Source organism: Streptomyces viridochromogenes DSM 40736, assembly GCF_000158955.1.
Lineage (GTDB): Bacteria > Actinomycetota > Actinomycetes > Streptomycetales > Streptomycetaceae > Streptomyces > Streptomyces venetus.
In genome coordinates this window covers 7,775,732-7,794,868 of the sequence record NZ_GG657757.1, presented here as the reverse complement: position 1 = coordinate 7,794,868, position 19,137 = coordinate 7,775,732, and the positions used below count along the sequence as shown (strand labels likewise).

The 19,137-nt window shown below is 72.2% G+C and carries 15 protein-coding genes and 1 pseudogene; 6 read left to right on the top strand and 10 right to left on the bottom strand.

The annotated features are described in order from the left end of the window. The first annotated feature begins 289 nt into the window (after positions 1-289). Positions 290-1,636 (top strand): amidase, encoded by a 1,347-nt coding sequence (locus tag SSQG_RS34075; RefSeq protein WP_039934220.1) that lies wholly within the window; start codon positions 290-292, stop codon positions 1,634-1,636. Positions 1,637-1,841: 205 nt separating this feature from the next. Continuing rightward, positions 1,842-2,261, top strand: coding sequence for a VOC family protein (locus SSQG_RS34070; protein WP_003994530.1), 420 nt, complete (start codon positions 1,842-1,844; stop codon positions 2,259-2,261). On the opposite strand, the gene SSQG_RS34065 is transcribed toward SSQG_RS34070, so the two are convergent. Genes SSQG_RS34065 through SSQG_RS41140 form a run of 3 tightly spaced genes read right to left on the bottom strand, consistent with a single transcriptional unit; the run spans position 2,233 to position 3,565 of the window. Beyond that, entirely contained in the window at positions 2,233-2,838 is a 606-nt protein-coding gene (locus SSQG_RS34065) for a GNAT family N-acetyltransferase (RefSeq protein WP_003994529.1), read from the bottom strand. The genes SSQG_RS34070 and SSQG_RS34065 overlap by 29 nt on opposite strands. 16 nt (positions 2,839-2,854) lie before the next feature. After that, positions 2,855-3,337, bottom strand: coding sequence for a GNAT family N-acetyltransferase (locus tag SSQG_RS34060; protein WP_003994528.1), 483 nt, complete (start codon positions 3,335-3,337; stop codon positions 2,855-2,857). Between the two features lie 54 nt (positions 3,338-3,391). Beyond that, positions 3,392-3,565: a hypothetical protein gene (locus tag SSQG_RS41140; RefSeq protein WP_003994527.1), complete on the bottom strand. Its 174-nt coding sequence runs from the start codon at positions 3,563-3,565 to the stop codon at positions 3,392-3,394. A gap of 340 nt (positions 3,566-3,905) precedes the next feature. On the opposite strand from SSQG_RS41140, the gene SSQG_RS41580 reads away from it, so the two are divergent. Together SSQG_RS41580 and SSQG_RS34055 are read left to right on the top strand one after the other, a co-directional pair. Further along, positions 3,906-4,079: a hypothetical protein gene (locus SSQG_RS41580; protein ID WP_158681163.1), complete on the top strand. Its 174-nt coding sequence runs from the start codon at positions 3,906-3,908 to the stop codon at positions 4,077-4,079. A gap of 25 nt (positions 4,080-4,104) precedes the next feature. After that, positions 4,105-4,887: an SDR family oxidoreductase gene (locus SSQG_RS34055; RefSeq protein WP_003994525.1), complete on the top strand. Its 783-nt coding sequence runs from the start codon at positions 4,105-4,107 to the stop codon at positions 4,885-4,887. A gap of 57 nt (positions 4,888-4,944) precedes the next feature. Here the strand turns inward: SSQG_RS34055 and SSQG_RS34050 are convergent, their stop codons facing one another. The 6 genes from SSQG_RS34050 to SSQG_RS34025 all read right to left on the bottom strand — a co-directional run bounded on the left by SSQG_RS34050 (position 4,945) and on the right by SSQG_RS34025 (position 13,996). Next, entirely contained in the window at positions 4,945-6,447 is a 1,503-nt protein-coding gene (locus tag SSQG_RS34050; protein WP_003994524.1) for an SDR family NAD(P)-dependent oxidoreductase, read from the bottom strand. A gap of 105 nt (positions 6,448-6,552) precedes the next feature. Beyond that, complete coding sequence (locus tag SSQG_RS34045; RefSeq protein WP_003994523.1) at positions 6,553-7,896, bottom strand: wax ester/triacylglycerol synthase family O-acyltransferase; 1,344 nt, start codon at positions 7,894-7,896, stop codon at positions 6,553-6,555. A gap of 144 nt (positions 7,897-8,040) precedes the next feature. Beyond that, entirely contained in the window at positions 8,041-10,659 is a 2,619-nt protein-coding gene (locus SSQG_RS34040; protein WP_003994522.1) for a glycoside hydrolase family 2, read from the bottom strand. Between the two features lie 100 nt (positions 10,660-10,759). Further along, a complete protein-coding gene (gene glgC, locus SSQG_RS34035) occupies positions 10,760-11,980 on the bottom strand; it encodes a glucose-1-phosphate adenylyltransferase (RefSeq protein ID WP_003994521.1) in 1,221 nt (406 codons plus the stop codon). Between the two features lie 51 nt (positions 11,981-12,031). Continuing rightward, entirely contained in the window at positions 12,032-13,183 is a 1,152-nt protein-coding gene (glgA, locus tag SSQG_RS34030; RefSeq protein ID WP_039934218.1) for a glycogen synthase, read from the bottom strand. 39 nt (positions 13,184-13,222) lie between these two features. Continuing rightward, positions 13,223-13,996, bottom strand: coding sequence for a (2Fe-2S)-binding protein (locus SSQG_RS34025; protein ID WP_003994519.1), 774 nt, complete (start codon positions 13,994-13,996; stop codon positions 13,223-13,225). 227 nt (positions 13,997-14,223) lie between these two features. Between SSQG_RS34025 and SSQG_RS40750 the strand changes: the two are divergent. Beyond that, positions 14,224-15,063 (top strand): annotated as a pseudogene (locus SSQG_RS40750) (DMT family transporter); the annotation flags it as partial. A gap of 1,027 nt (positions 15,064-16,090) precedes the next feature. Here SSQG_RS40750 and SSQG_RS34015 read toward each other — a convergent pair. Further along, positions 16,091-17,320, bottom strand: coding sequence for a peptidoglycan DD-metalloendopeptidase family protein (locus SSQG_RS34015; protein WP_003994517.1), 1,230 nt, complete (start codon positions 17,318-17,320; stop codon positions 16,091-16,093). Between the two features lie 350 nt (positions 17,321-17,670). Between SSQG_RS34015 and gndA the strand changes: the two genes are divergently transcribed. Further along, a complete protein-coding gene (gndA, locus tag SSQG_RS34010) occupies positions 17,671-19,110 on the top strand; it encodes an NADP-dependent phosphogluconate dehydrogenase (protein ID WP_003994516.1) in 1,440 nt (479 codons plus the stop codon). The last annotated feature ends 27 nt before the right edge of the window (positions 19,111-19,137 follow it).

Below are 19,137 nucleotides of genomic sequence, written 5' to 3'. Positions count from 1 at the left end.
GAGGAGCAGCGTCAGCGCCGCCACGATGCCGGGCCACCGCACCCGCCGTCTTCCACGCTCAGTCGGCTCCCCATTCATCGGGTGTCTGATCGTTGATCTGGCACCGGTCACTGTCAATGGGCCGTGCAGGCCTGCTCGTTGAGTGATTGATCGGATGTCCGAGGGCGCGTCGGGCGAGCAAAGGCGCATCGACCGGCCGGTGGCCTCGACGCGCGCCCCTCTCCGGTGCACAGTTCTCCCTACGTACTCGCCAGTAAGCCTGTCCCGCCGCACACTCCGAGGAGCTCCTGTGACCACCTGGGCCGGCCGCACCGCCGCCGAGATATCCGCCGCCGTCCGCGAGAAGCGGGTCACCCCTCGCGAGGTGGTCGCCGAGCACCTCGACCGGATCGGGCGGCTCGACGCCCGGGTCGGGGCCTTTCGCACGGTGCGTGCCGAGGCGGCACTGGCCGAGGCCGACGAGGTGGCGGCGCGCGGCGACTTCGCCGAACTGCCCCTGGCCGGGGTGCCGGTGGCCGTCAAGGACAACCTCGCGGTGCGCGGCGAGTCCGTCCGTGTCGGCTCGGCCGCGACCCCGGACACACCGGCTGATGAGGACCATGTGACGGTGGCCCGGCTGCGGGCGGCGGGCGCGGTGGTCGTGGGCCTGACGAACGTGCCGGAGCTGTGCGTCTTCGCCACCTCGGACGGGGTGTTCGGCACGGCACGCAACCCCTGGGACCCGAGCCGTACGGCGGGCGGTTCGTCGGGCGGCAGTGCCGCCGCCGTCGCCGCCGGGATGGTGCCGGTCGCCCTTGGTAACGACGGCATGGGCTCTTTGCGCATACCGGCCGCCAACTGCGGTCTCGTCACCATCAAGCCGGGCCGGGGGCTGGTTCCGGCGGGTGTCGGTGACAGCGACTGGTTCGGCATGTCGGAGAACGGGCCGCTCGCCACCACCGTCGAGGACGCCCGGCTGATGCTCGCGGTGCTCGCGGACGACCCGCGGGCCCCGCAGCGCGCCGAACCCGGGGCCCTCAGGGTCGCCGTGTCGCTGCGCAGTCCACTGGCCGGCGTCACCGTCAGCCGGCCGTACGCGGCGGCCACGCGGGAAGCGGCCGGGGTGCTGATGAAGGCGGGCCACCAGGTCCGGCGCGCCGACCCGCCCTACCCGGCGTCGCTGCCCCTGACGTCGCTGGCCCACTGGACGGCGGGCACCGCGACGGACGCCCGGCACCTCGATCCCCGTCTGCTGGCCCGGCGCACCCGGGTCCACGCGGGACTCGGCCGGCCCTTCGTCGCCACCGTGCGCTCGGGGACGAGCCGGGAGCGGCTGCGTCGGCGGCTGGAGCCGTTCTTCGCCGAGTACGACGTGCTGCTCACGCCCACGCTCGCCCGCCGCTCACCGAAGGCCGGGCCCTGGCACGAGCGGGGCTGGCTGAGCAACCTGCTGGCCAACACCAACCACTCGCCCATGACGCCCCCGTGGAACCTGACCGGCTGGCCCGCCATGTCGATCCCGTGCGGAATGCTTCCCTCCGGTGCGCCCTGCGCCGTGCAGCTGGTCGGCCGCCCCGGCTCGGAGCAGCAACTCCTCGCTCTGGCCGAGCAGTTGCAGGAACGAAACCCGTGGCGGCGTACGGCGCCGATGGACTAGGGTCGGCCGGGTGACTGCCGGGTCGGCCGTAGGCCATGCACGAGTGAGGCGCCCGGCCTCGGCGTGAGCGCGGCGGGGGCGACCCCGCGCAGGCTCCGCCGAGAGCCGGAGAGGGCACGAGCCCCGCCTCCCGTCTCCGTGTCCCCCTCCCCTCGCGCCACCGCGGCGCGGCACACGGATCCCAAGACTGGAGACGCACCCACGCATGTCCCACGCACAGCACGCGCCCGAACCGCCCACGACGGTCGCCCACCTGAACCACACCGCTGTCCTCGCCTCGGACCGCCGCCTGTCCGCCGAGTTCCTGGCGGCCGTCCTGGGCCTGGAGGTGGGCGCCCCCTTCGGCCCGTTCCTCCCGGTCGACCTGGGCAACGGTGTGACCCTCGACTACTACGAGAAGCGCGACGAGCCGGTCCAGTCGCAGCACTACGCGTTCCTGGTGCCCGAGGACCAGTTCGACACCATGATCGCCCGCCTGGAGACGCTGGGGGTCACCTACTACGCCGACCCGGCCCACACCGACCCCGGCCGGGTCAACGACCTCTTCGGCGGTCGCGGCGCCTACTTCGACGACCCCGACGGCCACAACATGGAGATCATGACCCGCCCGTACGTCCGTCCCTGACGGCCGCCGGCAAAACCGTCCGGGCGACCACCCAGTGGTTCTTGCCGAGGCGCCGGACCCGCTCGAAGCCCTGCCGCTGGAACAGCGCCACCGTGCCGCTGTAGAGGAAGGACGCGGAGACCGACCGGCCCTCGGCATCCTCGGGGTAGCCCTCCACATCGCCGCCGCCGAGCCGCGCGATCTCCTGGAGGGCGCCTTCGAGGGCGGCGGCGGCCACGCCCCTGCGGCGGTGGGCCCGGTCGGCGAAGAAGCAGGTGATCCGCCAGTCCGGAGGGGTGCCGACGTCCTTGTCGTAGGCCCGCCGGTGTTTGATGCGGGGCAGTTCGGAGGGCGGCCCGAACTGGCACCAGCCGACGCAGTCCGGGCCGTCGTAGACGAGGGCGGCGTGTGCGCGGCCCTGGCGGACCCGGGCCTCCTTCTCGGAGCGGTTCTGCTCCGGGGTCCTGGCGCGGCCCACGCCCTCGGCGTGGAAGGCCATGCACCAGCAGCCGCCCCACACACCCTTGTGCCGCTCGACGAGGTCGGCGAAGTCCGGCCAGGTGGCCGCTTCCAGAGGTCTGGTCGCGAAGCCGGCCATGAACCCTCCCGATGCTCTAGAGCGCCCGGTACATGATGTGCAGCCCCACGAGGCCGTGTCGGGGATGCTCGAACGCGTCGGGCACCGTGCCGAGGATCGTGAAGCCCAGGGAGGTCCACAGTTTCACGGCCGGGTTGGTCTCGACCACGGCGTTGAACACCATGCCGCGGTAGCCGGCCGCCCCGGCTTCGGTCAGGAGGTGTTCGGCGAGGGCCCGGCCGTAGCCGCGGCCGCCCCGGCCGGGGTCGACCATGAAGCCGGCGTTGGCGATGCCAGAGGCGGGGCCACCGTAGTTGGGGGTGAGGTAGGCGGAGGCGACGACGGTGGCGTTGTCGTCCTCGACGACGTAGACGCGTTTCGCCGGGTTCATCCACAGAACCCGGGCCTCCTCCTCGGAGGTGCCCGGGTCCCAGGCGTAGGTCTCGCCCGCGGCGACGATGCGGCGCCAGAACGGCCAGATGCGAGTCCAGTCGTCAGCCGTTGCTTCCCTGATCAGCATGGGTGCGAGTCTGGCACGCCCATGCGTTCGGCGATCGCGAAGGGGCCGCCCCCGTCAGTCGACGCTGGGCAGGATGTGGGGCTCGGCGAGGTCCTCCTCGTAACCCGCGAGGCGGATCGGGGCCGACCGGGCCCACACATCGAGGCTGCCGAGCTTGTCGGACCGGCGGCCCTTGCCCTCGGTGCGTTCCTTGGGGCGTTGCTCGCGATTCGTCTTCTCCGGTGTCACCGCGCACTCCTTATGTGTCGGTCACCCTCGGGACGTGTGCGCCGGTCCTGCTGCGCCTGACGCCCACGGGGGCTTCTGATGCCAAATGCAGTTCGGACGCGGTGGCGCCGGTAACTCGCGGGAGCGCAGGCAGTGGTGAACCGGCTTGTCCCATGACGGACCCTGGGTGTGGGTAGGACCCGTGCTGCTGTCCGCCTGCCTCAGATTAACCAAATGAGCAGGCCACCGCTCGATGGGGCTGAAAACGAGCGGTAACAATCGCGCGTCATCTGGTGTTCACCCCGGGTTTAGGAACCGATTCGTCACTCTGAGTCCCTTTCGCGGATCACCCGATCGGCGTATGCCCACGGCGACGTTTTCGAGCCGATCGCGCAGCGACGACGACCTCCTCACCCTGCGCTTGGCGGCCGAGGAGGGCCGCACGGCCGGGTTCGACGCCGGGGTCCTGGAGGACTGGCGCACGGTCCTGGAACGGCCGGCGGCCCGCAACTCCCGTCGCGGGGCTGTCGACTGACGGCTCGTCATGAGACGGTACGCCGATGACACCGGCACCGTACGGACTTCAGGGCAGAGCCGCCGTGATCACGGGCGCCACACGCGGCATCGGACGCGCGGTCGCTCAGGCCCTCGCGTCGGCAGGGGCGCTGGTGTGCGTCACCGCGCGGGACGCCGACGAGGTGCGGCGCACCGCCGCGGAACTGGGCGGCGTCGGCCTCGCCGGCGACGTCGCCGACCCCGGCCACCCCCGCCGCCTGACCGACCTGGCCCTGCGCGAGTTCGGCCGCCTCGACATCCTGGTCAACAACGCGGCGACGAACCAGCCGTACGGGCCGCTGATGGAGGCCGACCCCGGAGACTGGCGCACGGCCTTCGTGATCAACGTCGAGGCACCCCTCAGGCTCGCGCAGTGCGCCTGGCGTGCCTGGATGTCGGAGCACGGCGGCACGGTGATCAACGTGTGCACGGAGGGCGCCGCACACGTCGGCCCGAACGTGGGCGCCTACGGCACGAGCAAGGCGGCGCTGCTCCACCTGACCCAGCAGCTCGCGGGCGAGCTGGGACCCCGGGTCCGGGTGAACTCCGTCTCCCCCGGCCTGGTACGCACAGAGATGGCCCGGTTCGTGTGGGAACCGACCGAATCAGAGGTGTCGGCGGCCCTGCCGCTCGGCCGGATCGGCGAGCCGGAGGACATCGCACGAGCCGTCCTATGGCTCGCCTCGGACGCGGCGGAGTGGGTGACGGGAGCAGACCTGGTGGTAGACGGCGGCACCCGCGTAAGGGCAGCGCGTACCCCGACCCTTCAGGGGCGCGGGACCGTGTAGAGGTGCGGCTCCGCCGCGTGGGTGCGAGCAACCACACTCAACCCGCACCCGAAGCCCCTACCACTTCCCGGGCGCGTAATCCTTCAAGAACACCCCGTACAGATCCTCCCCGGCCTCCCCCCGGACGATCGGGTCATACACCCGCGCCGCCCCGTCGACCAGGTCCAGCGGCGCATGGAACCCCGCGTCGGCAAGCCGCAGCTTGTCGTAGTGAGGCCGCTCGTCCGTGATCCACCCCGTGTCGACCGAGGTCATCAGGATCCCGTCGGTCTGGAACATCTCCTGCGCACTGGTGCGCGTCACCATGTTCATCGCGGCCTTCGCGGCGTTCGTGTTGGGATGCCCGGCACCCTTGTAACCGCGCCCGAAGACCCCCTCCATCGCCGAGACGTTCACGACGTACGCGCGCCCGCTCTCCGCCTTCTTCGCGGCCACGGCCATGGCCGGGCGCAACGCGCTGATCAGGATGAACGGCGACGTGTAGTTGCAGAGCTGCGTCTCCAGCAGCTCCACCGGGGAGATCTGGTCGATCGTCTGGACCCAGGTGTTGGAGTCGACGACGTCGGGGACCAGGCCGCCCGCGTCGATGGCCGTGCCGTCGAGGTGCCGCTCGACGCTGGCGTTGCCCGCGACCAGGGCCAGGTCGGCGACCTTCTGGGCGTCGAGCCCGCTGGTGCCGAGGGGCAGGGCGGCCAGGCCGTCGACCGCGCCGGAGTTGAAGGCGCCGATGACGTGGTGGGCGGGCAGCTCTCCCGCGGGCAGCGGGGCGCTCTCGCCCTCGACCAGGGCGGCGTAGGCGGACGGCAGCCGGCGTACGGTCTGGGTCGCGTTGTTGACGAGGATGTCGAGCGGGCCCGCCTCGGCGACCTGCTCGGCGAGCGCCACGGCCTGGGCCGGGTCGCGCAGGTCGATACCGACGACCTCCAGGCGGTGCATCCAGTCCGCCGAGTCGTCCATGGCCTTGAAACGGCGGATGGCGTCCTTGGGGAACCGGGTGGTGATCGTGGTGTGCGCACCGTCGCGCAGCAGCCGCAGCGCGATGTACATGCCGATCTTGGCGCGGCCGCCGGTGAGCAGGGCGCGCTTGCCGGTGAGGTCGGCGCGGACGTCGCGCTTCTCGCGGTTCACGCGGGCGCAGTCCGGACAGAGCTGGTGGTAGAAGTAGTCGACTTCCACGTACCGGGTCTTGCAGGTGTAGCAGGAGCGCGGGCGCTGGAGTATCCCCGCGATCCTGCCCTCATCGGTGTTCGACGACGGCAGCAGGCCCTCGGTCTCGTCGTCGATGCGCTGGGCCGACCCCGTCGCCGTGGCCTCCGTGACCGCCTTGTCGTGGGCGGTCTTGGCGGCCCGGCGCTCCTGGCGGCGGCGCTGCTTGACCGTGCGGTAGACGCCCGCGGTGGCCCGGCGCACGGCGATGGCGTCCGGGTGGTCGACCTCCAGCTTGTCGAGTTCCTCGAGCACGCTGAGGCAGACGGCCAGGCGCTCCGGGTCGATGCCGGGTCCGTACGAGAGCCCGCTCGCCTCGTCCATGGCCTGCGGGCCGTCCTGTGTCACCGTCATCGCCGCTGTCGTTCCCTGCTCTGCCGTCGCGGCGCGCCGGTCGCGCCCGCATTCGAAGGGCGGATTTTACTTCAGTGCCCGGCCGCACCGCCAAACCCGCTCGATTCAGGAACGGCAGGCCGCACTCAGCGTCCGCACCTCCTCGAAGAAGGCGGCGGCGAGCCGGTCGAGGTCCGGCACGGCTCTGCCGTCGGCCACGAGGCCGTAGTGGACACTCCCCCGGTACGTCGAGACCGCCACGGCCAGTGAGTGGCCGGGGGCGAGCGGGGCGAAGGGGAAGACGGCGGTGAGCGGGTTGCCGCCGAGCCTCAGGCCGAGGCTGGGCAGCGGCACGCTGGTGACCAGGATGTCGAACCAGAGCCGGGCCGCCTGGCCGACCAGGGGTCCGCCGAGCCGGTGGCCGAGCGCCGGGACGTGGTCGGCGAGCAGCGCGACGGCGCCCGCGCCCCGGTTGGGGCCGGCGTCCTTGTTGCGGTCCATGGCGGTGCGGACCGCGGCGAGACGGGCCAGCGGGTCCGGGTCGTCCACCGGAAGCCGTATCAGGTAGCCGGAGAGCCGGTTGCCCTGCGGGTAGGCGGTGCGCGGGCGGCGCTTGGAGACAGGGATCAGGGCGCGGGGCGCGACCTCCTCGCTGCCGTCGCCGCGCTCGTCGAGCCAGCGGCGCAGGGCGCCCGCGACGACCGCGATCAGGACGTCGTTGACGGTGCCGCCGACGGTCTTGCGGACGCGGTGCACGTCGTCGAGGTCGAGGAGTACTCCGGCGGTGCGGCGGGTGCCGCTCGGCTCGCAGGTGAGCGCGGGGCTGGAGCGCGCGTCGAGGGAGGAGCGGGCGACGGAGGCGCCGATGTCCAGGGCCCGGCCCACGTCGGAGAGGGCACCGCGCACCAGGCCCGGGAGCTCGCGCACGTCGGGCAGCAGCGGGCGGGCGGGCTCGGCGGGGCGGGGCCGTGGGGTCGGCAGGTCCATGGGGTCCAGGACGCCGGCGGCGAGGGTCAGGGCCCGCAGCCCGTCGGCCAGGGCGTGGTGGAACTTGAACAGCACCGCGTAGGAGACGCCGTCCTCGCCCGGCACCACGTGGGCCTCCCACGGAGGCCGTCCGCGCTCCAGCGGGCGCTCCATGAGCCGGCCCGCCACCTCGTGGAAGTCGGCGGTCGGGGCGTGCAGCCGCACGTGGTTCAGGGGGTCGAAGTCCGGGTCGGGCTCGCGGGCCGCGCCGCCGAAGGCGAGCGGCCGGCGCAGGGCGGCGGCGAGTGGCTGCCACACGTCACGGATGCGCATGCGCAGGCCGGGCACGCCGGCGGCACGGGCCGCGAGCAGGTCCGCCGCATGGGCGCCGGCGGCCGGCGAGTGGGCGGTGAAGATCCCGAGCGCGCCGAGGTGCATCGGGTGTTCCGCGGACTCGATGTTCCAGAACGCCAGGTCGAGAGGAGCGAGCAGGTCAGCAGTCAAGGGCTTGCCTCGCGTCGACGACGGGTGGGCCAGCAGTCAATCGCCCTACGCCGATTACGGTCAAGTACGATCACGCTACATACAGTTAACAGCAGATTAAGTCCCGCCCCCACGAGAGGGGCGGGACTTATGGTGCATGTGTGATCAGTCCAACACAGGTTGCGGCGCCGGGCACCCCGTGGGAGTCACCCGGGAGGCGTCACGGATCAACGCCTCGTGGGCGGACTTCAGCCGGGCCGTGTCCGGTTTCAGCACGGCCCGGTCGTAGGTGAGGAAGCCGTTCAGCTCGCCCTCGACGTCCGCGATCTGGGTGTACACGGCGCCGTTGCCGCCCTCGCAGGCCAGCGCCCGGACCTCGTCCAGCTTCGTCAGGTAGTCCTCGGTGTAGGTGGCCGGGTCGACGTCGACGTACGACTGCTGCACCGACCAGGCATGGCCGGGCACCGCCAGCCCCAGGCCGCCGTACTCGCCGCTGACCAGGGCGCGCTCGCCGTCGGGGCGGGGCGGCAGGGCCGGGCTGGGATAGCCGTGCTCGTCCATGATGTCGCCGGTGCCGCCGTCGGCGCCGAGGTTGAGGCCGGACTGGCCGTTGACCAGCCGGGTGGGGTCCCAGGCCTTGGCCTGTTCGGCCACCCGGCCGACGTCGTACTGGCCCCAGCCCTCGTTGAAGGTCACCCACATGACGACCGAGGGGCTGCTGATGTGCTCGTCGATCATCTCCTTCATCTCACGCTCGTATCGGGCGCGGGAGGCGGTGCTCGGGTTCACCCCGGCCGTCATCGCCGGCATGTCCTGCCACACCAGCAGACCCAGCCGGTCGGCCCAGTAGAACCAGCGGTCCGGCTCGACCTTGATGTGCTTGCGGACCGCGTTGAAGCCGAGCCGCTTGTGCGCCTTCAGGTCGTAGGCGAGGGCCTCGTCGGTGGGCGCGGTGTGCAGGCCGTCCGGCCAGAAGCCCTGGTCGAGGGTGGCCATCATGAAGACCGGCTTGCCGTTGAGGACGGTGCGCGGCACGCCGTCGACCTTCTCGACGGCGATGGAGCGCATCCCGAAGTAGCTGCCGACCCGGTCGGCGCCGGCCTTCACCTCCAGGCGGTAGAGGAAGGGGTCGTCGGGCGACCACAGGTGCGGGTCGTGGACGGTCAGGGTCAGGGGACGGCCGGTGCGGCCGCTAGCCGTGGCCACCTTGCGCCGGCCGTCGTACGCGGTCGCCGTGACCGGTACGCCGTCCCGGACGCCCCGGGCCTCCACGGTCAGCTTCTCGCCCGCCACGTCCGGCGTGAGCTTGAGGGAGTCCACGTGATCGCGGGCCACCGGCTCCATCCAGACCGTCTGCCAGATGCCGGAGGACGGGGTGTACCAGATGCCGCTCGGGTCGAGGCGCTGCTTGCCGAGCGGCGGGTTCTCGCCGGACGCCGCGTCGGTCGGGTCGTACACACCGACGATCAGTTCCTGGGTGCGGCCGGGCTTCAGCGCGTCCGTGACGTCGGCGGCGAACTTGTCGTAGCCGCCCTCGTGCGTGGCGACCTTCGTGCCGTTGACGTAGACCTCGGAGCGCCAGTCGACGGCGCCGAAGTTGAGTTTGAGCCGCTTGCCGGAGCCGATGTGCCAGTCGGCCGGGACCGTGAAGGTGCGGCGGTACCACATGCGGTCCTCGTGCCGTTCGACGCCGGAGAGCTGGGACTCCACCGGGTACGGGACGAGGATGCGCTCCTTCAGCGTCCTGCCGACGGGCGGCTGCTCGCCCGGCTGGGCGGCGGCGAACTGCCAGCGGCCGTTGAGGCTCTGCCAGGCGTCCCGGGTCAGCTGCGGGCGCGGGTACTCCGGGTGGGCGTTGCCGGGTCCGACCTCGTCGGCCCAGCGGGTGCGCAGCTGGTACGTCGAGTGGTTGGAGCCGCTGCTCAGGAACTCCTTGACAACGTTGCCGTCGGTATCGGAGAGGCCGCCTCGGCCGTCGTAGCGGATGTCCGCCGTGCCGCGGGCCGTGCCGGTCTTGTTGCCGACGACGGGTTCGTCGAGGGCGACCAGGAGGGACGTGGGGTCGGACGGGTCCGGACGTGCCTCACCCAGGGGCCACTCGGCGCCGCCGATCACGGCCTTGAGGTGGTCGGTGAAACCCGCCGGGGGTGCGGCGAGGGCCTGTGCGAAGTCGAGCTTCAGGGTGCGGCCGGTGGACTGGACGGTGGCCGCGAGGGCCCCGTCGTAGTCGAAGCCGGCGGGGAGGCGGAAGGCCGACTGCGGTACGGGCTCCTTGCCGCCGCCGGGCTGGGTCCAGCGCAGGTGGAGGTTGGAGCCGCCGTAGTGCTCGAAGTACTCGACCTTGATGTCGTAGGCCTGGCCGGCGGTCAGCTCGACGGGCCGGGCGCTCTGTTCACGGTCCCAGTCGTCCACCCAGTGGTCGATGGCGAGCTCTCCGTCGATCCACAGGCGGAAGCCGTTGTCGCCGATGATCGAGAAGGTGTGGGCGCCGGTCTTCTCGGGGACGATCCTGCCGGTCCAGCGGACGCTGACGTCGTCCGACCGGCCGGTGGTGAAGTTCAGGCGCGGCTCCAGGTTGTCGAAGTCGAGGTACTGGTCGAAGGTCGTCGCCTTGAGGGTGTGGAAGTCGAAGGCGCCGGGGGCGGACTGGGTGTAGTACTCCCCCTTGAGGCCGTGGATCTCCTCGGGGTCGTCCGCCAGGGCGGGTGCCACGGTCAGGCCGGTGAGGGCGAGGAGCGCGGCGAGCAGTAACGCGGTCCGGTTTCTGAGGCGTCCGGTACGCACGGAACCTCCGTAACAACGTTGTCATGTACAGGAGGTGGCATGACAACACGGATTCCGCTCTTCGTCCAGTGGCAGGACAAAGTTGCCGGGCCGCGTCCCGTCAGGTGACCAGCTGCCCCTTCCCCAGGGCGATGACCCCGCCCCGGGACACCGTGTACAGCTCGGCGTCCCGCTCCGGGTTGACGCCGATCGTCGCGCCCGGCGGCACGTCCACGTTCTTGTCGAGGACGGCGCCGCGCACCACGGCGCCCCGGCCGATGTGCACGTTGTCGTGGAGCACCGAGCCCTGCACCACGGCTCCCGGGTCGACCACGACACCGGGCGACAGCACGGACCGCGTGACCTGCCCGCGGACGAGGCAGCCCGCGCTGATGATGGACTCGCTGGCGATGCCGCCGGCGTTGAAGCGGGCCGGCGAGAGCTGGTACGAGTGCGTGTAGATGGGCCAGTCGCGGTTGTACAGGTTGAAGGCGGGGCGCTCGGCGATCAGGTCCATGTGGGCCTCGTAGTAGGCGTCGAGCGTTCCGACGTCCCGCCAGTAGCCCTGGTCGCGAGTGGTCTCGCCGGGCACGTGGTTGGCGCTGAAGTCGTACAGCGCGGCCTCGCCCCGGTCGGTGAGCTGGGGCAGGATCGAGCCGCCCATGTCGTGCACGGAGGACTCTTCCTCCGCGTCCCGCCGGAGCGCCTCGATCAGGGCCTTCGTGGTGAAGATGTAGTTGCCCATGGAGGCGAAGACGGAGTCGGGGTCGTCGGCGAGGCCCGGCGGGGCGGTGGGCTTCTCCAGGAAGCGCTCCACCGTCTGGCCGTCGGAGCCCGGCGTGATCACCCCGAAGGCCGAGGACTCGGTGCGCGGCACCCGGATCCCGGCCACCGTGACGCCCGCGCCGCTCTCGATGTGCTGGGCGAGCATCTGGCGCGGGTCCATGCGGTAGACGTGGTCGGCGCCGAAGACGGCGACGTACTCGGGTTGCTCGTCGTAGACGAGGTTCAGCGACTGCAGGATCGCGTCGGCGCTGCCCAGGTACCAGTGGGGGCCGAGGCGCTGCTGGGCGGGCACGGGCGTGACGTAGTTGCCGAGTAGGTTGGACATCCGCCAGGTGGTGGTGACGTGCCGGTCCAGCGAGTGCGACTTGTACTGCGTCAGGACGCAGATGCGCAGGATGTCGCCGTTGACGAGGTTGGACAGGACGAAGTCCACCAGGCGGTAGGTACCGCCGAAGGTGACCGCGGGTTTGGCGCGGTCCGCGGTCAGGGGCATCAGACGTTTGCCCTCACCGCCGGCCAGCACGACTCCCAGGACCGAAGGACCACCACGCCGCATGGCCGCTCCCCTCACGCCGATTTCCCGATGCCTGCCCCTGAGCAGGACGGGCTAAGCCTGTTTCAGGATTTCCTCGTAGAGCCGGACCGTGCGGCGGGCCACCGCGTCCCAGCCGAACTCGGCGACCGCGCGTTCCCGCCCGGCCGTGCCCATCCGCCCGGCGGCCTCCGGATCGCCCAGGACGGTGTCCATGGCCCGGGCGAGCCCCGCCTCGAAGTCGTCGCCGACCGGGACCAGCAGGCCCGTCCGGCCGTCGTCCACGACCTCGGGGATGCCGCCGACCGCCGAGGCCACCACGGGCGTCCCGCACGCCATCGCCTCCAGGTTCACGATGCCGAGCGGCTCGTAGACCGACGGGCAGACGAACAGGGCGGCGTTCGTGAGGAGCTGGATCACCTCCGGGCGCGGCAGCATCCTCGGGATCCAGAACACGCCGTCGCGGACCCGGCTCAGCCCCCCGAACAGCTCGCGGAACTCCTGGTCGATCTCCGGCGTGTCCGGTGCGCCCGCGCACAGCACGACCTGCGCGGCCGGGTCGATGTCCCGTACCGCGCGCAGCAGGTGGGGTACGCCCTTCTGGCGGGTGATCCGGCCGACGAACAGCACGTACGGGCGGGAGCGGTCGAGGCCGATCCGGTCCAGGACGTCCGTACCGTGGTCGGGCCGGTACAGATCCGTGTCGATGCCGTTGTGCACGACGTGGACCCGCTCCGGGTCCAGCCCTGGATAACAGCCGAGGATGTCCTCGCGCATGGCGGCCGACACGGCGACCACCGCGTCGGCGGCCTCGATCGCGGTGCGTTCCGCCCAGCTCGACAGCTCGTAGCCACCGCCGAGCTGCTCGGCCTTCCAGGGGCGCAGGGGCTCCAGGGAGTGGGCGGTCATCACGTGCGGTATGCCGTACAGCAGCTTGGCGAGGTGGCCGCCGAGGTTGGCGTACCAGGTGTGGGAGTGGACCAGCTCGCGGCCTTCCAGGGCGGCCGCCATGGCGAGGTCGACGGAGAAAGTGCGCAGCGCGTCGTTGGCGCCGTCCAGCGTCGACCACGGCCGGTGGCGCCGCACGCCGTCGACGCGGCCCTCGCCCCAGCAGTGCACGTCGAGGTCGACCAGGGATCTCAGCTCCCGGGCGAGGAACTCCACGTGGACGCCGGCACCGCCGTACACGTCCGGCGGGTACTCCCGGGTCAGCAGTCCCACTCGCACCCGCAACTCCCTGCTCTCAGCGGCTGTTCCCTTTCATGGTCACCCAGATGGGGCGCGTGGGGAAGAGCGAGGCGGCCGTGTGAAGCAACAGTCGCCACAGACGCCCCCGCCGGGCACCCGGTAGTAGAGGCAGCAGCTGCGGCGCCGGAAGGAGGTGCCGGTGAGCGTTCCGGTACCGGTGAGCGTTCCAGTGCCGGTCAGCGTTCCGGTGCCCGCGAGCAGGGGGTGCGCGAGGAGGTCCACGGTGAGGGAACGGGCCCGGGCCGCGGTCTGCGTACGGCCGTGCCGCCGAGCCCAGCGGTCCAGCTCGCGGGCGGCGCCCACCAGGGCGGAGGCGGCGTTGCCCCGCAGCAGGCCGCGGGCGAGGCGGTGGTGGGCGCGCAGGGCCGCCGACAGGGGCTCGAGGTGGCCGTGCAGGACGACATCCGCGAGGGTCGGCGCGTCCCCGGGGAGCGGCCGTACGTCCGTGAGCCACAGGTCGTCGGGGGCGCTGCCGTCCGCGTCCCAGCGCAGCAGCCGGGGGTCGAGGTCGGGGACGCGGCCGTAGAGCGCGGCGCAGCCGAGGGCCACGGACCACAGGCGGGCCGCGAGCCCCTGGTGGGCGACGGACGCGGCGACGCGCAACTCCGGGGCGCGCAGGGCGTTCGCGACCTTGCGCACCCGGAAAATCAGGGGATTTCCGCACACGTCCGGTGACGCGTCGGCGTAGGCCTGTGCGAGAGTGGGAAGAGGCCCTGGCGCCGCTCCTTCCGTGCCCAGCACGAAGAAGCCGCCGAGCGGGCGGAGCGCGGCGAGGTCGGGGTCGAGGTCCACGAGAGCAGTAGTACCAAGACCCCTAAGGGACGCGACCCGGTGACCCCCGACCGGTGCCGCCCACCCTGGGGATGACGGGGTTCCCCGCGTACTCCATCGGCAGTAGGACCCAATGAGTGCTCAGGGACGACGACGGGAAGACCTGGACACGGCAGGGTGTTGGTCATGAAAGCCGACAGTTCGCCGCGCCGGGTCGAGAGACCCCGCCTGCCGCAGAGGAGCAGCCGATGAGCTCCCTCGCGTTGTCCGTTCTGCTGTCCCTCGTCTCCGCGGTCGCCTACGCGGGCGGGGCGATCGTGCAGGAGCGGGTGGCGGAGTCCTCGCCGGGCGAGCAGTACGCGCCGCTGCGCCGGCCGGGCTGGTGGGCGGCTGTCGGGCTCAACGGCCTCGGCGGACTGCTGCACGTGGTGGCGCTGGCCTACGGCCCGCTCAGCCTGGTGCAGCCGCTGGGTGCGCTGACCATCGTGGTGGCCCTGCCCATGGCGGCGCTGTTCGTCGGCCGCAAGGCGGGCTCCACGGCCTGGCGGGGCGCGATCATGGCGACGGTGGGGCTCGCCGGTCTGCTGTCCCTGGTCGCCGCGTCCGACGTGCGGTCGCTGGACACGGCGCAGCGGGTGGCCGTCGCTGTCGTCACCGCCGGTGCGGTCGTGGCGCTGATGGTCGCCGCCCGGGCCGCGCATCGGCACCCGGCGGTCCGCAGCATGCTCCTGGCGACCGCCTCCGGTGTCGCGTTCGGCATGTCCTCGGTGTTCACCAAGACCGTCGCGGTCGACTGGACCGGCGGGGTGTCGGCGGCGGACGTGCCGTCCCTCGCCGTGATCGGTGTCCTCGCCACGGCCGGCATACTGCTGTCGCAGGCCTCCTACCGGGGCGCCGGCCTCGCGGCCCCGCTGGCCACGCTGACGGTCGTGAACCCGGTGGTGGCGGCCGCCGTCGGCATCACGATGTTCGGCGAAACCTTCCGCTACGGCACGACCGGCACCATGCTCGCCCTGAGCTGCGGTGTGGTGGCGGCGGGCGGCCTGATCCTGCTGACGACGGAGCGGCTCGCGCAGGCCCGGCCGGAGCGGCCGGGGACGGGCCTGGAGGTCGCCGGGACGGGTCTGGAGGTCGCCGGGACGGGTCTGGTCCCGGTCGGCACGGGGCTCGCGGACAGGGATCTCGCGACGCCGGTCATCCTGCCCGGACCGGCCAGGGAAACGACCGGGGGCGGGAAGCGCCTGCCGGAGCCGGTGGGGGCCGCGTTCGAGCGCGGGGGCAACCTGGCCGGGGTTGCGAGCACCCTCCTCGGAAGCGACGCCGCGCCGACCGAGACGCTGGGCGCGCCGCGCGACGGATTGGCCGGGGTGGGCGCCTCGCTGGAGGGATTGGGCCCCTCGGCGGATCCCGTGGGCGCCTCGCCCGGGGCGGGCGCGCTGTCTGAGAGCGTGGGCGCGCTGCTGGGGGCCGGGGGTGCGATGCCTGAGAGCGGGGGCGCACTGCCCCGGAGCGGGGGCGAAACCGCGCCGGGGAACCCGCGCAGCGCTGCGGGCAGTCGTGCCGCTGGGGCGATGGGGGTCCCCCCTGCTCGAGCGAAGCCGAGAGCTTGGGAGAGGGTGGGGGCAGCGGCACCCACCGCCGGGCTGCCCATTGCCGTCGGCACGCTCGCCCAGACCACGGGCACGCTCGCCGAGACCACGGGCGCACAACCCGAAACCGGGGGCGAACCCGAGACCGTGAGCGCGCCGCCCATCCCCGTCGGCACGCTCGCCGCATCCACGGGCACGCTGCCCGAGAGCACCAGCACACCCTCCGAAACCAGGGGCGCGCTCCCCGAGACCGTGGGCGCGCCACCCGTCTCCGTCGGTGCGCTGTCCAAGGCGTTGGGCGGAGCGGATGGTGCGCGGTCCGGAGGGACCGGAGCGGGACGGGACGGTGAGGAACCGGTGTTCATGCATCGGCCCCTGGCTGCCGATGTGCCCGGGGCCGGCCCGGACGTCGCGTACGAGAGCGGGGAAGCGCCGGCGGCCTCCGACGAACGCCCGTTCTCCTACGTGCCCTTCTTCGGCATTCCGTACGTCGCCCTGCCCACCGTCGACCGGCACCGCAGGCGCGTCAGATCCTGACCCCGGCGGCCCTCAGGTAAGCGATCGGGTCGACGTCCGTGCCGAAACCGGGCCCCGTCCGCACCTCGAAGTGCAGATGCGGGCCCGAGCTGTTGCCGGTGGAGCCGGACCGGCCGATGCGCTGACCGGCGCTCACCGTCTGCCCGTCCCGCACGGAGATCGCCGACAGGTGGGCGTACTGGCTGTAGCGCCCGTCGCCGTGCCGGACCACCACCTGGTAGCCGAACGAACCGCCCCACCCGGCGCTGACCACACTGCCCGCCGCGACCGACCTGACGGACGTGCCCGTGGGCACGGGGAAGTCGACGCCCGTGTGATAGCCCTTCGACCAGGCGGAGCCCGCCTTGTGGTAGGGCGTCCCCAGGGACGCGCTGACGGGCGCGACGAGGCCCTGCCGGGTTGTCGTGGACCGTGCGGCGCGTTCCTTGCTCTCGCCCTTCGACCGCTCCTTGGCGCGTTCGTCGGTGCGGGACGTGGACGGCTTCTTCGACGACGGCTTCTTGGGCGACGGCTTCGCCGACGGAACCCGCTCGGACGCGGGCCGCGTCTTCGTGGCGCCCTCGCCGCGCAGGGCGAGCCGCTGCCCCGGCACGATCAGGTCGGGGTCGGCTCCTATGGCCGAGCGGTTCGCGGCGTACAGGCCCCGCCAGCCGCCCCGCACCTCGCGCTCCTGAGCGATACCGGAGAGGGTGTCGCCGCGGACCACGGTGTACATCTCGGCGCTGCCCGCCCGGGCCTGCGGTGTGGACTGCGGGCGCACGTCCTCGATGGACGTCTTCGCCTTCTTCTTCGCGTGCTTCCCGGTCCGCTCCGCCGCCGGCCTGATCTCCGGCTCGGCCCCGCCCCGGGTCAGTCCCGCCCGGACCGAGCACACCGGCCAGGCGCCCGGCCCCTGCCCGTCGAGCACCTTCTCGGCCACCGCGATCTGCTGGTCCTTGCCGGCCAGATCCGCACGTGCCGCGTAGGCCCGGCCGCCGTAGGCCTCCCAGGTGGACTGGGTGAACTGCAGCCCGCCGTAGAACCCGTTGCCGGAGTTGATGTCCCAGTTGTTGCTGGACTCGCAGGCGGCGACCTTGTTCCAGATGCCCACGTCCGCCGCCTGGGCGGTTCCGGCGCCCATGAGGGGGAGCGCCATACCCGCGCCGCCCGCCGTGACAGTGAGCGAGGCGCGGTTGATCCTGTTCGGCTGGTACCGGCGATGCCGGCCGCGTACGGCCATCGAGAGCCCCCCTAGACATGCGTCAGGAGGGGCAAAAGTAAGCGCTGCTAACCGGCCAGGACAAGGCGCCTATCGGCCGCCCGGTTGCCCAAATGGCCGGTATGAGGCCCCTGTTGCGCGACGTGCGCCACGGCTCTGCATCGTGTACGCCACGCCGTGCGCGGGTGCGGCGTGCGCGGGGACGCATACATCGGCTGAGTGCGACGGGGGCTCTTGTGCGTATGTGCCTGCGCGACGTCGTGCGACCCGCGCGTGCGGCCGAAATAGCGGCACGTCAGGATGGTCGGCGGGGCATGCTAGTGGGGCCCCACGCGGCAGCACCGATACCGAGGTATTTAGGAGCCAACCGAATGAGCAGTACAGCGCAGATCGGCGTCACGGGTCTCGCGGTCATGGGCCGCAACCTCGCCCGCAACTTCGCCCGCAACGGCTACACGGTGGCGGTGCACAACAGGACGCCCGCGCGCACCCGGACGCTGGTCGAGGAGTTCGGCGACGAGGGGGACTTCGTCGCGTGCGAGACGGCCAAGGAGTTCGTGGCCGCGCTGGAGCGGCCGCGGCGTCTGGTCGTGATGGTGAAGGCCGGTGAGCCGACGGACGCGGTGATCCAGGAGTTCGCCCCGCTGCTGGAGCCCGGCGACATGATCATCGACGGCGGCAACGCGCACTTCGCGGACACCCGGCGCCGGGAGCGTGACCTGCGCGAGCAGGGCATCCACTTCGTCGGCATGGGCGTCTCCGGCGGTGAGGAGGGCGCGCTCAACGGCCCGAGCATCATGCCGGGCGGCCCGAAGGAGTCGTACGACTCGCTGGGCCCGATGCTGGAGAAGATCTCGGCGAAGGCGGCCGACGGCTCGCCGTGCGTGTCCCACGTGGGTCCTGACGGTGCCGGGCACTTCGTGAAGATGGTGCACAACGGCATCGAGTACGCCGACATGCAGCTCATCGGCGAGGCGTACCAGCTGCTGCGGGACGTCGCCGGCTACTCCCCCGCCCAGATCGCGGAGATCTTCCGCACCTGGAACCAGGGCCGTCTCGACTCCTACCTGATCGAGATCACGGCCGAGGTGCTGTCGCACGTGGACGCGGAGACGGGCAAGCCGTTCGTCGACGTGGTGGTGGACCAGGCCGAGCAGAAGGGCACCGGCCGCTGGACGGTCCAGATCGCCCTCGACCTGGGCGTTCCGGTGTCCGGTATCGCGGAGGCCGTCTTCGCCCGCTCCCTCTCCGGCCACGCGGCTCTGCGGGACGCCTCCCGCGGGCTGGCGGGGCCGCAGGCGAAGCCGCTGGGCGAGGCGGAGGCCCGGGCCTTCGCCGACCGGGTGGAGCAGGCGCTGTACGCCTCGAAGATCGTGTCGTACACGCAGGGCTTCCACGAGATCGACGCGGCGCGCGGCGAGTACGGCTGGGACATCGACCTGGGTGCGGTGTCCGCGCTGTGGCGGGGCGGCTGCATCATCCGCGCGGCGTTCCTCGACCGGATCCGGTCCGCGTACGACACCCGGCCGGACCTGCCGAGCCTGCTGTCGGACGCGACGTTCGCGCAGGAGATCGCGGACGCGCAGGACGACTGGCGCGAGGTGCTGGTCGCCGCGACGCGGCAGGGCGTGCCGACGCCGGGCTTCTCCGCGGCCCTCGCCTACTACGACGCCCTGCGCGCCGAGCGGCTGCCAGCGGCGTTGACGCAGGGGCAGCGGGACTACTTCGGTGCGCACACCTACCGGCGGGTCGACAAGGACGGGTCGTTCCACACGCTGTGGGGTCAGGACCGGTCGGAGGTCTCCGCGTAGGCACTCCGCGCTGAGAAACCGGGACGG

Coding starts and splice junctions, on each gene's coding strand:
- SSQG_RS34070 (WP_003994530.1), top strand. CDS start 1,842: ATGTCCCACGCACAGCACGCGCCCGAACCGCCCACGACGGTCGCCCAC.
- SSQG_RS34065 (WP_003994529.1), bottom strand. CDS start 2,838: ATGGCCGGCTTCGCGACCAGACCTCTGGAAGCGGCCACCTGGCCGGAC.
- SSQG_RS34060 (WP_003994528.1), bottom strand. CDS start 3,337: ATGCTGATCAGGGAAGCAACGGCTGACGACTGGACTCGCATCTGGCCG.
- SSQG_RS41580 (WP_158681163.1), top strand. CDS start 3,906: ATGCCCACGGCGACGTTTTCGAGCCGATCGCGCAGCGACGACGACCTC.
- SSQG_RS34055 (WP_003994525.1), top strand. CDS start 4,105: ATGACACCGGCACCGTACGGACTTCAGGGCAGAGCCGCCGTGATCACG.
- SSQG_RS34050 (WP_003994524.1), bottom strand. CDS start 6,447: ATGACGGTGACACAGGACGGCCCGCAGGCCATGGACGAGGCGAGCGGG.
- glgC (WP_003994521.1), bottom strand. CDS start 11,980: ATGCGGCGTGGTGGTCCTTCGGTCCTGGGAGTCGTGCTGGCCGGCGGT.
- SSQG_RS34015 (WP_003994517.1), bottom strand. CDS start 17,320: ATGGCCGTACGCGGCCGGCATCGCCGGTACCAGCCGAACAGGATCAAC.
- gndA (WP_003994516.1), top strand. CDS start 17,671: ATGAGCAGTACAGCGCAGATCGGCGTCACGGGTCTCGCGGTCATGGGC.